The sequence below is a fragment of the Streptomyces lusitanus genome, assembly GCF_042647945.1.
GTDB classification, from domain to species: domain Bacteria; phylum Actinomycetota; class Actinomycetes; order Streptomycetales; family Streptomycetaceae; genus Streptomyces; species Streptomyces pseudogriseolus.
On record NZ_JBHRWL010000024.1, the window covers coordinates 1 to 17,109 of the forward strand.

The 17,109-nt window shown below is 73.7% G+C and carries 12 protein-coding genes; 8 read left to right on the top strand and 4 right to left on the bottom strand.

Going from position 1 to position 17,109, the window contains the following annotated elements; genetic code table 11:
* Positions 1-85: 85 nt before the first annotated feature.
* Both ACFOSY_RS28550 and ACFOSY_RS28555 read right to left on the bottom strand, forming a co-directional pair.
* Positions 86-1,087 (bottom strand): phosphatase PAP2 family protein, encoded by a 1,002-nt coding sequence (locus tag ACFOSY_RS28550; protein WP_394312234.1) that lies wholly within the window; start codon positions 1,085-1,087, stop codon positions 86-88.
* A gap of 252 nt (positions 1,088-1,339) precedes the next feature.
* Positions 1,340-2,623: a glycosyltransferase family 39 protein gene (locus ACFOSY_RS28555; RefSeq protein WP_394312237.1), complete on the bottom strand. Its 1,284-nt coding sequence runs from the start codon at positions 2,621-2,623 to the stop codon at positions 1,340-1,342.
* A gap of 276 nt (positions 2,624-2,899) precedes the next feature.
* Between ACFOSY_RS28555 and ACFOSY_RS28560 the strand changes: the two genes are divergently transcribed.
* Together ACFOSY_RS28560 and ACFOSY_RS28565 are read left to right on the top strand one after the other, a co-directional pair.
* A complete protein-coding gene (locus ACFOSY_RS28560) occupies positions 2,900-4,570 on the top strand; it encodes an MFS transporter (protein WP_394312239.1) in 1,671 nt (556 codons plus the stop codon).
* 861 nt (positions 4,571-5,431) lie between these two features.
* Positions 5,432-6,622 carry an acyl-CoA dehydrogenase family protein gene (locus ACFOSY_RS28565; protein ID WP_394312241.1) on the top strand — a complete coding sequence of 397 codons (1,191 nt, stop codon included), beginning with the start codon at positions 5,432-5,434 and terminating at the stop codon, positions 6,620-6,622.
* A gap of 45 nt (positions 6,623-6,667) precedes the next feature.
* Here ACFOSY_RS28565 and ACFOSY_RS28570 read toward each other — a convergent pair whose 3' ends face one another.
* Positions 6,668-7,105, bottom strand: a complete 438-nt coding sequence (locus ACFOSY_RS28570; protein ID WP_394312244.1) for a cell division protein SepF — start codon at positions 7,103-7,105, stop codon at positions 6,668-6,670.
* A 291-nt stretch (positions 7,106-7,396) separates the two neighbouring features.
* Here ACFOSY_RS28570 and ACFOSY_RS28575 point away from each other — a divergent pair, with 291 nt between their 5' ends.
* The 5 genes from ACFOSY_RS28575 (at position 7,397) to ACFOSY_RS28595 (ending at position 16,095) form a co-directional block, all read left to right on the top strand.
* Positions 7,397-8,560 (top strand): DUF5685 family protein, encoded by a 1,164-nt coding sequence (locus ACFOSY_RS28575; protein WP_394312246.1) that lies wholly within the window; start codon positions 7,397-7,399, stop codon positions 8,558-8,560.
* 329 nt (positions 8,561-8,889) lie between these two features.
* The gene (locus tag ACFOSY_RS28580; RefSeq protein ID WP_394312249.1) at positions 8,890-9,795 is read left to right on the top strand and encodes a S1 family peptidase; all 906 of its coding nucleotides are present in this window, start codon (positions 8,890-8,892) and stop codon (positions 9,793-9,795) included.
* 474 nt (positions 9,796-10,269) lie between these two features.
* The gene (locus ACFOSY_RS28585; protein ID WP_449343589.1) at positions 10,270-11,352 is read left to right on the top strand and encodes a S1 family peptidase; all 1,083 of its coding nucleotides are present in this window, start codon (positions 10,270-10,272) and stop codon (positions 11,350-11,352) included.
* 196 nt (positions 11,353-11,548) lie between these two features.
* Positions 11,549-15,130 carry a DNA polymerase III subunit alpha gene (locus ACFOSY_RS28590; RefSeq protein WP_394312252.1) on the top strand — a complete coding sequence of 1,194 codons (3,582 nt, stop codon included), beginning with the start codon at positions 11,549-11,551 and terminating at the stop codon, positions 15,128-15,130.
* Positions 15,127-16,095, top strand: coding sequence for a DNA polymerase Y family protein (locus ACFOSY_RS28595; protein WP_394312254.1), 969 nt, complete (start codon positions 15,127-15,129; stop codon positions 16,093-16,095). The genes ACFOSY_RS28590 and ACFOSY_RS28595 overlap by 4 nt, the downstream gene beginning before the upstream one ends.
* 12 nt (positions 16,096-16,107) lie before the next feature.
* Here ACFOSY_RS28595 and ACFOSY_RS28600 read toward each other — a convergent pair whose 3' ends face one another.
* Positions 16,108-16,482, bottom strand: coding sequence for a cupin domain-containing protein (locus ACFOSY_RS28600; RefSeq protein WP_394312430.1), 375 nt, complete (start codon positions 16,480-16,482; stop codon positions 16,108-16,110).
* Between the two features lie 89 nt (positions 16,483-16,571).
* Between ACFOSY_RS28600 and ACFOSY_RS28605 the strand changes: the two genes are divergently transcribed.
* Positions 16,572-17,018: a MarR family winged helix-turn-helix transcriptional regulator gene (locus ACFOSY_RS28605; RefSeq protein WP_394312257.1), complete on the top strand. Its 447-nt coding sequence runs from the start codon at positions 16,572-16,574 to the stop codon at positions 17,016-17,018.
* The last annotated feature ends 91 nt before the right edge of the window (positions 17,019-17,109 follow it).

Sequence of the window (17,109 nt, forward strand, 5' to 3'; positions counted from 1 at the left end):
GCCCCGGTCCTCGAGCTCGAGGACCGGGGCCGTCGACGTGTCCCTCTCCGTGTCTGTGTCCGCGCCCGGCGGGCCGTGCGGGCCGTCAGGGCCGCGGGGCCGGCGTCGTCCCGCGCGGGTGGCGGTCCGTGTGCTGCGGCCGTCTGCTGCCCGCGGGCGTCACCGGGGAGCGCTCGGCACGGCTGGTGTGCGGGCCGGGCGCGAGATAGACCGGCGACCGGGCGACGCGTCCGGCGGGAACCGGCTCGTGCACCGGGTCGGCGCGCTCGGTGAGCGGACGGACCACGACGGGGCGGCCCGCCGGGGCGGGCACCGGCGCCTTGGACGCGCGGCGGTCGCGCAGCCGGTCCCGCACGGCGAGGATCCGCGCCTCGGCCCGCGCGATCAGCGGCTCGAACCAGGGCAGCGCGAGCAGGATCAGCAGGCCCGCCACCCAGCCCAGCAGCACGTCGCTCAGCCAGTGGGTGCCGATGTAGACGGTGGACAGGCCGACGCCCAGGGACGTCACCGCGGACAGGGCGGACAGCCATCGCCTCGCCCGCGGGGTGGAGGCCAGGTAGGCCAGGATTCCCCAGGTCACCACGGCGTTCGCGGTGTGGCCGCTGGGAAATATATCCCCGCCGAGCCACATCTCGTTCGAGCCGATCTCGGTCGCGTAGTGCGGCCCGAGCCGCCCCATGCCGTACTTCGCGGCGCCCACCGTGACGTTGAGCAGCAGCAGGGAGACGCCGAGGGCGAGCAGCGGACGCAGCGTGTGCTGCCGCCAGGAGCGCCAGCCCAGCCAGGCGGCGACCATCACGGCGGTGGGGCCGCGCTGGCCCAGCACCACGTAGTAGTCGACGAAGGCGTGCAGCTCCGGCCACTGCTGGTAGGGGCGGAAGAACATGACCTGCCAGTCCAGACGGACCAGCCAGGAGGTGGCCACCACGGCCCACACGATCGCCGCGTAGAAGGCGAGGGTCGCGCCGAGGAGCACCACCCGGTGCCGGCTCATTCGCGGCATGCCGACGTGCGCCGGTCGCTCCGGCTCACGGTCCAGCCTCGCGAACACCCGGTCCAGACGGGTGTGACTCCGTTCGGTACGCACCCAATCGACGTTACAGCGAGTGAGTGTGCGGCCCCGACGATTCAGCGGCTTTGTGATGACGATGTGATGTGGCATTCCTCTCAGCCGGGCCTTTATTTCCGGCGAATCCGAACCCCCGCGCGCAATTGTTTTGGGCATGCCGTGCGCCCGGTTTATCGGTCTTCCGAATTGGTTCACCCGCAGCTCGCACGGAATTCCCGCCCCGCTCACCGGGCGGTCGCGCGGCGTGACCGGACCGGTCGCGCCGCGTGATCAGGGCGGTCCCGACCCGTTCAGCCAGAAGGCGCCGTACGCCGCCGAGGCCGCGGCGGCCGCCCCCAGCCCCGCCGCGAGCAGACGCGTCCGCGCCCGGGCCAGCGCCAGGGCGAGCGGCAGCAGCAGCGGGAAGGCCGGCATCAGCAGCCGCGGCTTCGACCCGAAGTAGCTCGACGCGCACAGGGCGAGCGCGGTGACCGTGCCGGCGTAGACCAGCAGCGGGAGCGGCTGCCGCCGGCGTACGCACAGGACGTAGAGCCACACCACCAGGGCCACGCCCGCGATCAGCGCCACCCCGGCGAGCGCGGACGGGAAGGACGTGAAGCGGCCGGCGACGAACCGGGCGAAGGCGTAGCCGCCGTCGAAGCCGTTGCGCCAGCCGGCCTGCACCTCCAGATAGCCCAGCGGGCCGTCCCCGGTCCGGGCGCCGACCCACAGGACGTACCCGGCGGCTCCGAGGGGCGCGAGCAGCATCCCGGCCACCCGGCGCAGGCGCACACCGGGGGAGTGCGGCGGCTGCGGAGCGCCGTACGGTGCGCCCGTACGCGGGGCGTCCGGCGTCGGACCGGCGTGGCCGTCACCGCGCGCGCCGGCCGCCGGTACCGCACTGCCGTCCCCCACGAAGGAGGAGCCGGAGCGCTCCCGCAGGAACGCGGCGATCCCGGCCGCCCACACCGCCGCGACCACCGCGAGCCCCACCGGCCGGGTCAGCCCCGCCAGCCCCGCCAGCAGGCCCGCCGTCACCCAGTGCCCGGTCAGCACCGCGTACAGCGCCCAGGCCGCCAGCGCCGTGAACAGCGACTCGCTGTACGCCATCGACTGCACGATCCCGACCGGCAGCACCGCCCACAGCAGCACCGCGCACACCCCGGCCCGCGGCCCGTACAGATGGCCGGCGACCGCGAAGATCCCCCAGGCCGCGGCGAGCGAGGCGAGCAGGCTCACCACGAACCCCCCGTCGGCGTACGACAGCGGGGACACCGCCGCCGCCAGCCGCTCCAGCCACGGAAGCAGCGGGAAGAACGCCAGGTTGGAGTGCACGTCGCCGTTGGGCAGCCGTACCTCGTAGCCGTACCCCAGCTCGGCGACCCTCGTGTACCAGAGGGAGTCCCAGCGGGCGGTCAGCAAGGTGTACGCGCTCTTGCCGCGCGCCTCGCTCCACAGGGCCAGGACGACCAGGCCCAGGGCACGCACGGCGGCGTACCCGAGGAGCGCCGGGGCGGCCCGGCGGAGAACTCCGGGGCGGGCCGCGGCGGCACGCGTCTCGAGATCGGTGGTCACGCGCCGATTATCGACCCGGCCCGGAACCGGCCCGCCCCGCGTCGGCGTGGCAACCGTGGGGAAGGGGCGGCGAAGACGTGGCGCACGCCACACCGATCGTCCGCGAGGTTGAGAGGCCCGCCACTCGACCCCGGCGTTCCCTCGCGTACTCTGACGTGTCACTCGCCGTTCGCCGCGCGGGCCGGGGACGACCGCTCCTCTCCGGCCGAGGCACGGGGGAGTCCCCCACCCCGTGAGCCCGCGGCTTTCGCGAGGGAACTTCTGGGAGGTACGTACATGTCCGGGACGACCACGGCCGCCTCGCTGCGCCGTAGGGCGGCCGGGGCCGGTGCCAACCGGTGGGTGGTGCTCGTCGTCCTCTGCGTCAGCCTGCTGCTGGTCGCCGTCGACGCCACCGTGCTGCACGTGGCCGTCCCCGCCGTCACCGAGGACCTCAAGCCCGGCGCGGTGGAGCTGCTCTGGATCGTCGACGCCTATCCGCTGGTCTGCGCCTCGCTGCTGATCCTGTTCGGCACCCTGGGCGACCGGGTCGGCCGCAGACGCGTCCTCCTCCTCGGCTACACCCTGTTCGGCGTGGCCTCGGCCTTGGCGGCCTTCGCGGACGACGCGCACCTGCTGATCGTCGCGCGGGCGCTGCTCGGCGTCGGCGGCGCGATGATCATGCCCGCGACGCTGTCGATCCTGCGCCAGGTCTTCCCCGACCGCCGCGAGCGGGCGCTCGCCATCGGCGTCTGGAGCGCCGTCGCCGCCGTCGGCGCCGCGGTCGGGCCGCTGCTCGGCGGCTTCCTGCTGGAGCACTTCTGGTGGGGCTCGGTCTTCCTGGTCAACATCCCGCTGATGCTGGTCAGCCTGCCCGTCGGGCGCATCCTGCTGCCCGAGTCGAAGGGCGACGGCGACGGCCCCTGGGACGTGGTCGGCGCGCTCACGGCCGCCGCCGGGCTGTTCGCGGTGGTCCTCGGCGTGAAGCGGCTCGGCGCCGGCGAGCTCGGCGCGGCCACGCTGGTGCCGCTGGCCGCCGGGATCGTCCTGCTGGTGCTGTTCGTCCGCCGGCAGCGGCGCCGCGAGCATCCGCTGCTCGACCTGCGAATGTTCTCCCGCCCCGCGTTCAGCACCTCGGTGGGCTGCATCGTGCTGGCCATGCTCGCCCTGGTGGGCCTGGAGCTGATCGCGGCGCAGTACCTCCAGCTGGTGCTGGGGCTGTCCCCGCTGGAGACCGGGCTGCGGCTGCTGCCGCTCACCGTCGCGGCCATGGCCGCGGGCCTGGCGGGCGCCCGGATGCTGCGCCGGTTCGGCCCGCGCCGCATGGTCTCCCTCGGCTTCTGCCTGACGGCCGGAGCGGTGGTGCTGCTGACCGCGATGGGCGGCGAGGACAACGCGCCGCTGCTGCTCGGCGGGTTCGTGCTGCTCGGCTTCGGCCTGGAGACCACCCTGTTCGGCGCGTACGAGTCGATGCTCAGCGAGGCGCCGCAGGAGCAGGCCGGCGGGGCGGCGGCGATCGGCGAGACGTCCTACCAGCTCGGCGCCGGCATCGGCATCGCGCTGCTCGGCAGCGTGATGAACGCGGCCTACGCGCCCGGCCTCTCCCAGGTCCCCGGGGTGCCCGCCCGGGCGTCCGACGCGGCGGCGCACTCGCTCGGCGAGGCGTACGAGGTGGCGGCACGCCTCGGCGGCCCCGCGGGGGAGGCGCTGCGGCTCGCCGCGCGCCACTCCTTCGTCCACGGCCTGCACGTGACGCTCCTGGTCAGCGCGGGCCTGCTCCTGGCCGGCGCGGCAATGGCCCTGCGCCTCCCCCGCCTGATGCACTGCGACCCCGACGAAGCCGCCCCTTCCGAGACGCCCTTCGAAGTCACCTTCGCGACCGACGTGGCCTCCGGCGGGAGCGCCCCCGTGTCGATGCCCGCGCAGCGGGAGACGCGGGAGCCGTACGGGTCAGGCGTGAAGGTGTAAGGCGCACGGCGCGCGCCGGGGCCGGTCGCGGAGCTGCCCGGCGGGCGGCTCGGTGCGCGCGCGGCCTGAGCCGGGACCGGCCGCGGGTCTGGCCGGCAGGCCGGCGCCGGCGCCGCATCCGGGACGTCCGCCGGTGCCGCCGAGGTTCCCTCCGGGACTGTCGTCGGGGCCACCCTCCTGGCCGTGGCACGGGCCGTGTCTGCGGCCGTCCCCGGGCAGGCCCGCTGCCGGAGCTGCCCAGGGGCCGGTGCGATGCCGCATCCGGGACGTCCGCCGGTGCTTCCGCCGAGACTCCCCGGGCGGCTCGGTGCGCGCGCGGCCTGAGCCGGGACCGGCCGCGGGTCTGCCCGGCAGGCCGGCGCCGGCGCCGCATCCGGGACGTCCGCCGGTGCCGCCGAGGTTCCCTCCGGGACTGTCGTCGGGGCCACCCTCCTGGCCGTGGCACGGGCCGTGTCTGCGGCCGTCCCCGGGCAGGCCCGCTGCCGGAGCTGCCCAGGGGCCGGTGCGATGCGCATCCGGGACGTCCGCCGGTGCTTCCGCCGAGACTCCCTCCGGGACCGTCTTCGGGGGCACGCCCCCGGCCGTGGCACGGGCCGTGTCTGCGGCCGTCCCCGGGCAGGCTCGCTGCCGGAGCCGCCCAGGGGGCCGGTGCGATGCCGCCCCGGGGCCGGATCCGGTGCCGCCGAGGCGGGGGTCCGGGGCCGCCCCCGGCACCGGGAGCACCCCCGTGCGACTGCCCCGCGCAGCGGAAGCCGCCCGGGTCGGGGTGGACGGCGGAGGAAGCTCGTCGTAACGTCGGCGCGAGCCTGACTAGCAGTGCTAGTCGACATACCGGATGACCAGCCCCCGGAGGGTGCCCCCATGGCCGCGTCCGCGAAGCCGCCCGCGTTCGATCCCGCCGATCCCCTCGGCCTCGACGACCTGCTGGAGCCGGAGGACCTGGCGATCCGGGACACGGTGCGCGGCTGGGCGGCGGACCGTGTGCTGCCGTACGTCGCGGACTGGTACGAGAAGGGCGAGCTGCCCGGCATCCGGGAGCTGGCCCGGGAACTCGGCGGGATCGGCGCGCTCGGCATGTCCCTCGACGGCTACGGGTGCGCGGGCGCGAGCGCCGTGCAGTACGGGCTGGCCTGCCTCGAGCTGGAGGCGGCCGACTCCGGCATCCGCTCGCTGGTCTCCGTGCAGGGCTCCCTCGCCATGTACGCCCTGCACCGCTTCGGCAGCGAGGAGCAGAAGCAGCGGTGGCTGCCCCGGATGGCGGCCGGTGAGGTCATCGGCTGTTTCGGGCTGACCGAGCCCGACCACGGCTCCGACCCCGGCTCGATGCGCACCTACGCCAAGCGCGACGGCTCCGACTGGGTCCTCAACGGCCGCAAGATGTGGATCACCAACGGGTCCGTGGCCGGGGTCGCGGTCGTCTGGGCGCAGACCGACGACGGCATCCGCGGCTTCGCCGTGCCCACCGACGCCCCCGGTTTCTCGGCGCCGGAGATCAAGCACAAGTGGTCCCTGCGCGCCTCCGTCACCAGCGAGCTCGTGATGGACGACGTACGGCTGCCCGCCGACGCGGTGCTGCCGGGGGTGACCGGGCTGAAGGGCCCGCTGAGCTGTCTGTCGCACGCCCGGTACGGGATCGTGTGGGGCGCGATGGGCGCCGCGCGCAGCTGCTTCGAGACGGCGGTCGACTACGCGAAGTCACGGGAGCAGTTCGGGCGGCCCATCGGCGGCTTCCAGCTCACCCAGGCCAAGCTCGCCGACATGGCGGTGGAACTGCACAAGGGGATCCTGCTCGCCCATCATCTGGGGCGGCGGATGGACGCCGGCCGCCTGCGTCCCGAGCAGGTCAGCTTCGGCAAGCTCAACAACGTGCGGGAGGCGATCGAGATCTGCCGCACGGCCCGGACGATCCTCGGGGCCAACGGGATCTCGCTGGAGTACCCGGTGATGCGGCACGCGACGAATCTGGAGTCGGTGCTCACCTACGAGGGCACCGTGGAGATGCACCAGCTGGTGCTGGGCAAGGCGCTCACCGGAATCGACGCGTTCCGGTAGAACGGCCTGCGGGGGAGGGGGCGGGGCCGGCTGAGCGGCCCCGCCTCAGCTCTGGTTGAAGAAGCCGTCGGCGCGGTGCGCGGCCGGCTCGCCGCTGACCACCTCGGTGTCGGCGGGGCTGAGCAGGAACACACGGTTGGACACCCGCTCGATGGAGCCGCGCAGACCGAAGATCAGGCCCGCCGCGAAGTCGACGACGCGCTTGGCGTCGGCGGCGTCCATGGCCGTGAGGTTCATGATGACCGGCACGCCCTCGCGGAACAGCTCACCGATGGCACGGGCGTCCCGGAAGCTGTCCGGGGTGATGGTGCCGATCCGGCGGCCCCGCTCCTCGGCGGCGTCCGCGGCCACCTTGACCCGCGGATCGGTGACCCAGGCCTCCCCGGGCTCGGTCCCGTCGGAGTAGTCGTCGTCGTAGTAACGCTCGTCTTCGTTGTCGTCGACGAGGCCAAGCCAGGCACTCGCCTTGCGTACCGATCCCATGGACGCCTCCTCTCACAGCGGTCTTTCGTGCGTTCCGCATCCCTATGGTCGTCCATGATGCGGAGGGTGCGCCAAGTGGATAGACGCCGCGCGGGGGGTTTGTGACGGTACTGGTGCACAGCGAATCCGTCGAGAGTCCTGGTTTCCCAAGGGCCGCGACACAAACGGCTGCTGACTGTGAGTGAAATATGATTCTACGCGGCGTACGGGTGAAGGGGGGCGCATCCGGGTGAACGCCGCGGCCGGTACGATGCCGCACCTGAACGTCGTACGCACGCATCGGGGGACGTCGTGTTCGGGATCGTCAGGCCTTGCCGTCACCGGCTGGGCGAGAAGCTCACCGCCCAGTGGACGGCCCATCTCTGCGGGCTCTGTCTGGCCCTGCGCGGCGACCACGGGCAGCTCGCACGGATCGTCACCAACTACGACGGGCTGCTGATATCGGTTCTGACGGAGGCTCAGTCGGGCCCGGGCGGCGGCGGCGCGGGGCGCCGGACCGCGGGCCCCTGTCCGCTGCGCGGGATGCGCACCGCGTCCGTCGCCCACGGTGAGGGCGCGCGGCTGGCCGCGGCCGTCTCCCTCGTCCTCGCCTCCGCCAAGGTGCGCGACCATGTCGCCGACGGCGACGGGCTGCTGGCCCGCCGTCCGGTGGCGCTCGCCGCGCGCCGGGTCGCGGCGAGCTGGGACCGGGCGGGCGCCCGGACCGGCTCCGACGTCGGCTTCGACACCGCGGTCCTGGTCGACGCGGTGGACCGGCAGACCGGCATCGAGTCGCTGGCCGGACCCGGCACCCCGGTCCTCACCGTCACCGAACCGACCGAGACGGCGACCGCGGCGGCCTTCGCGCACACCGCCGTGCTCGCCGGACGGCCGCACAACGCCGCACCGCTCGCCGAGGCCGGACGGCTCTTCGGACGGCTCGCGCATCTGCTGGACGCGGTGGAGGACCGGGAGGCCGACGCCGCGTCCGGCGCCTGGAACCCCCTCACCGCCACGGGCACCTCGCTCACGGAGGCCCGCCGGCTCGCCGACGACGCGGTGCACGGCATACGGCTGGCGCTGCGCGAGGTCGAGTTCACGGACGGCGGTCTCGCCCACCGGCTTCTCGTGCATGAACTCCCCGACTCCGTCCGGCGTGCCTTCGGTACGCCCTCCTGTGCCCACGGTTCGCATCCGTACGCCCCTCCGGGTGCTCCCGGTGCGCCGGGCGCGCCCACGCCGCCCGGGCCGCCGCGCCGGGACCGGCGCGGGCTGCTGGCGGGGTGCGCCGTATGGCTGGGACTCGCCTGTACCTGCCAGCTCTGCTGCGGGACCTACGAGGACCCGTGGACGCGTGAGCGCAAGGACGGCTGTCTCCACAACTGCGACTGCGACTGCTGCAACTGCTGCGAGTGCTGCAACTGCTGCGGTGAGGACGGCTGTTGCAGCGGGTGCGACTGCGGCTGCGACTGCTGAGGCGGCCTCGGACGTGACGGGTGCGCCGACGGTTCCCTCAGGGGGCGAGATCCGGCCATCACGATCTTCGTTCGACCGGTCGTCACAGGGGTGTGACGACCGGTAACGCTGGGGCTGGAGGGGATCAAGTCGACCAGTCGTCCCTAATCACCGGGCAATCCCTAGGCCAAAAGGCACCCTTGCGCCGAACGGTCGGTCGGCCGAATACTCACCGCAGCGCTTGTCAGGGGCACGACGGGTCCGGAATCCGGTCCGCCGTCCGCTGGCTGCGCCTCACCGGGCCCACAACCCCACGAGGGCCCCCAACTTCCTTTGTGGAGGAACGAAACGTGAGGATCAAGCGCACCACCCCCCAGAGCGGCATCTCGAGACGGACTCGGCTGATCGCCGTCTCCACCGGCCTCGTGGCCGCCGCCGCGATCGCGATCCCCAGCGCGAACGCGGCCGACACCCCCACCACCTTCAGCTCCTCCGCGCTCAAGAGCGCGAGCAGCTCGGTGCTGAAGGCCGACGTCCCCGGCACCGCCTGGGCCGTCGACAGCAAGACCAACCGGGTCGTCGTGACCGTCGACAGCACCGTCTCCCAGGCCGAGATCAACAAGATCAAGCAGCAGGCCGGGGAGAACGCCGAGGCGATCACCGTCAAGCGCACCCCGGGCAAGTTCACCAAGCTCATCCAGGGCGGCGACGCCATCTATGCGAGCAGCTGGCGCTGCTCCCTCGGCTTCAACGTCCGCAGCAGCAGCGGTGCCGAGTACTTCCTGACCGCCGGTCACTGCACCGACGGCGCGGGCACCTGGTGGTCCAACTCCTCCCACACCACGGCCATCGGCTCGACGGCCGGCTCCAGCTTCCCGGGCAACGACTACGGCATCGTCCGGTACACCGGGTCCGTCAGCCGGCCCGGCACCGCGAACGGCGTGGACATCACCCGCGCGGCCACCCCGAGCGTGGGCACCACGGTCATCCGTGACGGCTCCACCACGGGCACGCACAGCGGCCGGGTGACCGCGCTCAACGCGACCGTCAACTACGGCGGCGGAGACATCGTCTCCGGTCTCATCCAGACCACGGTCTGCGCCGAGCCCGGCGACTCCGGCGGCGCGCTCTACGGCAGCAACGGCACCGCGTACGGTCTGACCTCCGGCGGCAGCGGCAACTGCTCCTCCGGCGGCACGACCTTCTTCCAGCCGGTGACCGAGGCCCTGAGCGCCTACGGGGTGAACGTCTACTAGGACGCCCCGCCGGCCCGGCCGGTTTCGTACGGCTCCCCCGAGGAGCCGGCAGCCCCACGAGCCCCCGCACGCGACCCGCGTGCGGGGGCTCGTCCTGTTCCGGGCCGGACGCCGCGGCCGGTGCAGGTGCAACTTCTGTGCGTCGCCCCCCGCACGGATCCCGCCGCGAGGGGTCGATTTTCGGCCACCGACCGAACGGATGGTACGTGCCCCCGGTAACCCCCGCGTGACGTTTGCAGTATGAACCGTCCCGCGTCTCCATGAACTGTCAGGACATAGAGGGCGCGCGGCCGTTGTCGCACGCGCGTCCTGAAGTCGACCTTGTGTGCTCCCTGTGACGTTCGGAAGAGTAGGCGGCGTTCAACCGGCGCGGGCGTGGCTTTTGCTGTGCTCCACCCCCGTGGCCGTACGCCTTCCGGTCCGGCGAGGTCCCCACAACCTCCCCGGCACCGACCCCCCACAGGAGGACGTGAGTTGAAGCACCGACGCATACCCAGGCGCCGTGCCGTCATGGCGGGTGCGGGCATCGCCGCACTGGCCGCGGGCGCGGTCACCTTCCAGACTGCGAACGCCAGCGAGGTCCCGGCCGACGCCGCGCCCCGCACCCTCTCGGTCCAGGCGGCCGGAAACCTCGCCTCGACGCTGCTGCAGGACCTGGGCGGCGACGCGGCGGGAACGTACTACGACGCGAAGAGCAAGAGCCTCGTGGTGAACGTGCTCGACGAGACGGCGGCCGAGGCCGTCGAGTCGGCCGGCGCGAAGGCCAGAGTCGTGGCGAACTCGCTCGCCGACCTGAGGAGCGCGCGCACCACGCTCACCGAGGACGCCACCATCCCGGGCACGTCCTGGGTGACCGACCCGGTCTCCAACAAGGTCGTCGTCACGGCGGACCGCACGGTCTCCAAGGCCGAGTGGGCCAAGCTGACCGAGGTCGCCGAGGGGCTCGGCACCACGGTGGAGCTCAAGCGCACCCAGACCGAGTTCAAGCCCTTCGTGTCCGGCGGCGACGCGATCACCGGCAACGGCGGGCGCTGCTCGCTGGGCTTCAACGTGACCAAGGGCGGCGAGCCGCACTTCCTCACCGCGGGCCACTGCACCGAGGGCATCTCGACCTGGTCGGACTCCTCGGGCAACGTGATCGGTGAGAACGCCGCGTCCAGCTTCCCGGACAACGACTACGGCCTGGTCAAGTACACGGCCGACGTGGCGCACCCGAGCGAGGTGAACCTGTACGACGGCTCCTCGCAGCCGATCTCCGGCGCCGCCGAGGCGACCGTCGGCATGCAGGTGACCCGCAGCGGCTCCACCACCCAGGTCCACTCCGGCACGGTCACCGGCCTGGACGCCACCGTGAACTACGGCAACGGCGACATCGTCAACGGTCTGATCCAGACCGACGTGTGCGCCGAGCCCGGCGACAGCGGCGGCTCGCTCTTCTCGGGCGACAAGGCGGTCGGCCTGACCTCCGGCGGCAGCGGCGACTGCACCTCGGGCGGCACGACCTTCTTCCAGCCCGTGACCGAGGCCCTGTCGGCCACCGGTACGCAGATCGGCTGAGCCCGCTCCGGCACCACGGCGTCCCGCCCCTCCCACGCGGAGGGGCGGGACGTCCGCGTTCGGGGCTGTTTGCGCAGGTGGGACAGGGCCGGACGGATGTCGCACACTCATTCGAAAATTGGTCTATGGTGGGGGTGAGGTGACTGGGAACAGTTGTTCGATAGACGGTCGGGACTCACGAGTGCGGGAGGTGCGTGTGCCGGGTTTCACGCATCTGCACACCGTCTCCGGGTTCTCCCTGCGCTACGGCGCCTCCCACCCGGAACGGCTGGCCGAGCGCGCCCTGGAGCGGGGCATGGACGCCCTCGCCCTCACCGACCGCGACACCCTCGCCGGGTCCGTCCGCTTCGCCAAGGCCTGCGCCAAGGCCGGCGTCCGCCCGCTGTTCGGCGCGGAGCTCGCGGTGACGCCCCCGGCCGCCGCCCCCGGCGACAGCGCCGTACGGCGGGACCGGCGCCGCACCCCGGTGCGCGGCGGCGCCTTCATCGACGAGTCGACACCACGGGTGACCTTCCTCGCCCGGGACGGCGCCCGCGGCTGGGCCGACCTGTGCCGGCTGGTCTCCGCCGCCCACACCGCGCCCGGCCTGCCCCAGCTGGCCTGGGAGGACAACCACGCCGACGGGCTGACCGTCCTGCTCGGCCCCGACTCCGACGTCGGCCGCGCCCTCGCCGCGGGCCGCCCCGACCGCGCCGCCCGGCTGCTCGCCCCCTGGCGCGAGGTGTACGGCGACGCGCTGCGCCTGGAGGCCGTCTGGCACGGACGGACCGGCACCGGGCCCGGCTCGCTGCGGCTGGCCGCCCGCACCCTGGGCTTCGCCGCCGAGCAGCGCGTACGGCCCGTGCTCAGCAATGCCGTCCGGTACGCCGACCCCGGTCTCGGCCCGGTCGCCGACGTGCTGGACGCCGCCCGCCGGCTGGTTCCCGTCGATCCGGCCAAAGGGCTGGACTCCGGCGAGGCCTGGCTGAAGGACCAGGGCGCCATGCGGGAGGCGGCCGAGCGGATCGTGGAGGCCGCGGGCTTCCGCCGTGAGACCGCCCTGCGGCTGCTCGACCAGACGCAGGCCACGGCCGCCGAGTGCCTGGTCGACCCCGAGGACGACCTCGGCATGGGCAGCGTCCACTTCCCCGAGCCGCACCTGGTCGGCGCCGGCCGCCGCACCGCCCAGCGGACGCTGGCCTCCCGCGCGGCGGCGGGCATGGTGCTGCGCGGCTACGACCGCCGCCGGGAGTACTGGGAGCGGATGCATCACGAGCTGGACATCATCGCCCACCACGGCTTCGCCTCCTACTTCCTCACCGTCTCCCAGGTCGTCGACGACGTGCGGGGCATGGGCATCCGGGTCGCCGCGCGGGGCTCCGGCGCCGGCTCGCTGGTCAACCACCTGCTGGGCATCGCGCACGCCGACCCGGTCGAGCACGGGCTGCTGATGGAGCGCTTCCTGTCCAAGGAGCGGGTGGTGCTGCCGGACATCGACATCGACGTGGAGTCCGCCCGCCGGCTCGAGGTCTACCGCGCGATCATCGGCCGGTTCGGCGCCGAGCGGGTCGCCACGGTCGCCATGCCGGAGACCTACCGGGTGCGGCACGCCGTCCGGGACGTCGGCGCGGCCCTGTCCATGGACCCGGCCGAGATCGACAAGGTCGCCAAGTCCTTCCCGCACATCCGCGCCCGCGACGCCCGCGCGGCGCTCGAGGAGCTGCCCGAGCTGCGGCAGTTGGCGGGGGAGAAGGAGAAGTACGGCAGGCTGTGGGAGCTGGTCGAGGCCCTGGACGCGCTGCCGCGCGGTGTCGCCATGCACCCCTGCGGGGTGCTGCTGTCCGACGCCTCCCTGCTCGCCCGTACCCCGGTCATGCCGACCAGCGGGGAGGGCTTCCCGATGGCGCAGTTCGACAAGGACGACGTGGAGGACCTGGGGCTGCTCAAGCTGGACGTGCTGGGCGTGCGGATGCAGTCGGCGATGGCGCACGCGGTCGGCGAGGTGGAGCGGGCGACGGGGGAGCGGATCGACCTGGACGCGGTGCCCGAGGGCGACCCGGCGACGTACGGGCTGATCCGGTCGACCGAGACGCTCGGCTGCTTCCAGATCGAGTCGCCGGGCCAGCGGGACCTGGTGGGGCGGCTCCAGCCGTCCACGTTCCACGACCTGGTCGTGGACATCTCGCTGTTCCGGCCAGGACCGGTCGCCGCCGACATGGTGCGGCCGTTCATCGAGGCCCGGCACGGGCGGGCGCCCGTGCGCTACCCGCACCCGGACCTGGAGGAGGCGCTGAAGGGGACGTACGGCGTCGTGGTCTTCCACGAGCAGGTCATCGACATCGTCTCGGTGCTGACCGGCTGCGGGCGCGGCGAGGCGGACCGGGTGCGGCGCGGGCTGTCCGACCCGGAGTCGCAGGGGCGGATCAAGGTGTGGTTCGCCCAGCACGCGGCGGCCCGCGGCTATGACGCAGAAACGATTCAGCGGACCTGGGAGATCGTCGAGGCCTTCGGCTCCTACGGCTTCTGCAAGGCGCACGCGGTCGCCTTCGCCGTGCCGACGTACCAGTCGGCGTGGCTGAAAGCGCACCATCCGGCCGCCTTCTACGCCGGGCTGCTCACCCATGACCCCGGGATGTACCCGAAGCGGCTGCTGCTGGCGGACGCGCGGCGGCGGGGGGTGCCGGTGCTGCCGCTGGACGTCAACGCGTCCGGGGTCGCACACAGGATCGAACTGGTGTCTGATTCGGGGGATGTGGAGGAGGCGCCGAAGGGCGGCAAGCAGGTCTGGGGACTGCGCCTGGCGCTCTCCGACGTGCACGGCATCAGCGAGGCCGAGGCGGAGCGGATCGCCGCGGGCCAGCCGTACGCCTCGCTGCTCGACTTCTGGGAGCGGGCCCGGCCCAGCCGTCCGCTCGCCGGGCGGCTCGCCCAGGTCGGCGCGCTGGACGCGTTCGGCGCCAACCGCCGCGACCTGCAACTGCATCTGACCGAGCTGCACCGCGGCGCCCGCGGCGGGCGCGGCGACCAGCTCCCGCTGTCCGGCGGCCGGCGGACCGCCCCGGCCGGGCTGCCCGACCTCACCGAGCCGGAGAGGCTCAGCGCCGAGCTGGGCGTGCTGTCCATGGACGCCTCCCGCCATCTGATGGACGACCACGGCGCCTTCCTGAAGGAGCTGGGCGTGGTCTCCGCGCGGCGGCTGCGCGAGGTGCGGCACGGGGAGACGGTGCTGGTCGCGGGCGCCAAGGCGGCCACCCAGACCCCGCCGATCCGCTCCGGGCGGCGGGTCATCTTCTCCACCCTGGACGACGGCACGGGCCTGGTCGACCTCGCCTTCTTCGACGACTCGCACGACACCTGCGCCCACACCGTCTTCCACTCCTGGCTGCTGCTGGTGCGCGGGGTGGTGCAGCGGCGCGGCCCGCGCAGCTTCAGCGTGGTCGGCTCCGCCGCCTGGAACCTCGCCGACCTGCTGGAGGTCCGCCGGGAGGAGGGGCTGGAGGGGGTCGCCGCGCGGCTCGCCGCCCCGGTCGGCAACGGGTCCGGGGCCGCCGACGACGGCGACGCGCCGGCCCGCAGGCGGCTGGCCGGTTCGGACGGGCTGCCCGCGCCGGCCGGGTCGGCCGCCCGGGACCGGATGGCCGCCCGGGAGCCGAGGGAGGAGCGGGAGCCGGGGGAGGAGCGGACGATCCGCATGCCCACGGGGTACGAGATGCACCCCTGGGCCGATCTGCGCCCCGCGGGCGAAGGGCCCGCGGTGGGAAGGAAGTTGTGGCACCAGAGTCCGGGGAGTGCGGGATGACCATTCTCTGCGTACGTTTCCAGCTGCCGCCGATGTACGAGGCGGCCCTGCCGGGACTGCTCGGCCTGCTGGAGGAGTTCACCCCCGTCGTGCAGGCCCTGCCGCCGGACGGGGCGCTCGCCGATCTGCGCGGCGCCGAACGGTACTTCGGGCGCACCGCGCTGGAACTGGCCTCGGTGATCCGGGTGCGCGCCCTCGCCCTGCACGGCATCGACTGCGTGATCGGCGCGGGCCCCGGGCCGATGGTGGCCCGCATGGCGCTGCGGGAGGCCCGGCCGGGGCGGACCCGCGCGGTGGCCGAGGACGAGGTGCGGGAGTTCCTCGCCGGACAGCCCGTCGTCGCGCTGCCCGGCGTCGGCGCCAGGACCGCCCGCACCCTGTGCGAGTACGGCCTGGACACCCTCGGCCGGGTCGCCGCCGCCCCGCTGTCCACGCTCCAGCGGCTGGTGGGCGCCCGCGCCGGACGCGAGCTGCACGAGAGGGCGAACGGCGTCGACCGCGGCCGGGTCGTCCCCGACGCCGTCTCCCGGTCGCTCGCCGCCGAACGCCCCTTCACCCGCGACGAGCTGGACCCGGACCGGCACCGGCGCGCCCTGCTCTCGGCCGCCGAGGAGCTGGGCGCCCGGCTGCGCGCCCTGGACAAGGTCTGCCGGGGCCTCACCCTCACCGTCCGCTACGCCGACCGGTCGGCGACCACCCGCACCCGCACGCTCCCCGAACCGACCGCGCACTCGCCCGCCCTCACCAGGGCGGCGTACGGCCTGTACGAGGCGCTCGGCCTGCAACGCGCCCGGGTGCGCGCGGTGGCCCTGCGCGCGGAAGGCCTCGACCCCGCCGAACAGGCCGCCCACCAGCTCACCTTCGACCCGGTGGACGAGAAGGTGCGCCGCATCGAGGAGGTCGCGGACCGCGTACGGGCCAAGTTCGGCCCGCACGCGGTGATGCCGGGGACACTGGCGGCCTGAGGGTGAGCGGGCTCAGTTGGCCCACGGAGGCGCGATGCGCGTGCCGTCGGCCAGGGTCGCCTCCAGCCCGTGGGAGGTGGTGACCCAGGAGACCGCCGCCTCGGCGGCCGGGTTCTCGACGGCGAGGGTCGCGCCGGGGTTGACGATCACCGTGTCGCCCGCGGTGATCCGGTGGACGGTGCCGTCGAGGGTGATCAGCAGCTCACCGGCGAGCAGGTGGAAGATCTCCTCCCGGCTGACGGTGTGCGCGGGCGCCCGGGTGCCGGCGGGGATCTCACCCCGCCAGGCGCACAGTTCCCTGCTGCCGGCCGACGGGGTGGCGTACGCGATGAACCGGGCGCCGTGCATCTCGTGGACGACGGCCTCGGACGGGCGGACTACGGGCATGACGGTGCCTCCGAAGGGGTAAGTGGTCAAGCGGCTTGACTATATGGTCAAGCACCTTGACCACTTCGTCAAGGTGCTTCAATGCCCTGGTGCAGAACTCCGAGGCCATGGCCCTGTCCGCCGCCCTGCTCGCCGTCGCCGGAGAGCTCACCCGGCGCATTCATGACGGCGTGGTCGCCCGTGGGTTCGAGGGGGTGCGGCCGGCGCACGGTTTCGCCTTCGCCCGTCTCGCCCCGGACGGCGCCACGGTCACCGACCTCGCGGTCCATCTCGGGATGACCAAGCAGGCCGCGAGCCAGCTCGTCGACGAGCTGGTGCGCAAGGGGTACGCCGAGCGGCGCCCGCATCCCGAGGACGCGCGCGCCCGGCTGGTCGTCCTGACCGAGTCGGGGTGGGCCTGCACCCGGGCGGCCGAGGAGGCGGCGGCGGAGGCCGTGCGGGCCTGGGGTGCGGACCTGGGGGAGACGGAACTGCGCGCCCTGGGGCGGCAGTTGCTGCGCATCGCGCCGAACGGGCCTGTTCGTCCCACTTGGTGACGCCATATCAGGTGCGGAGGGGCGTCCGCAGGTGAACGCCGGCAGTTTTTGCCGACCCGTAACTTCCCCCTTTTACTACTCGCCCGTAACT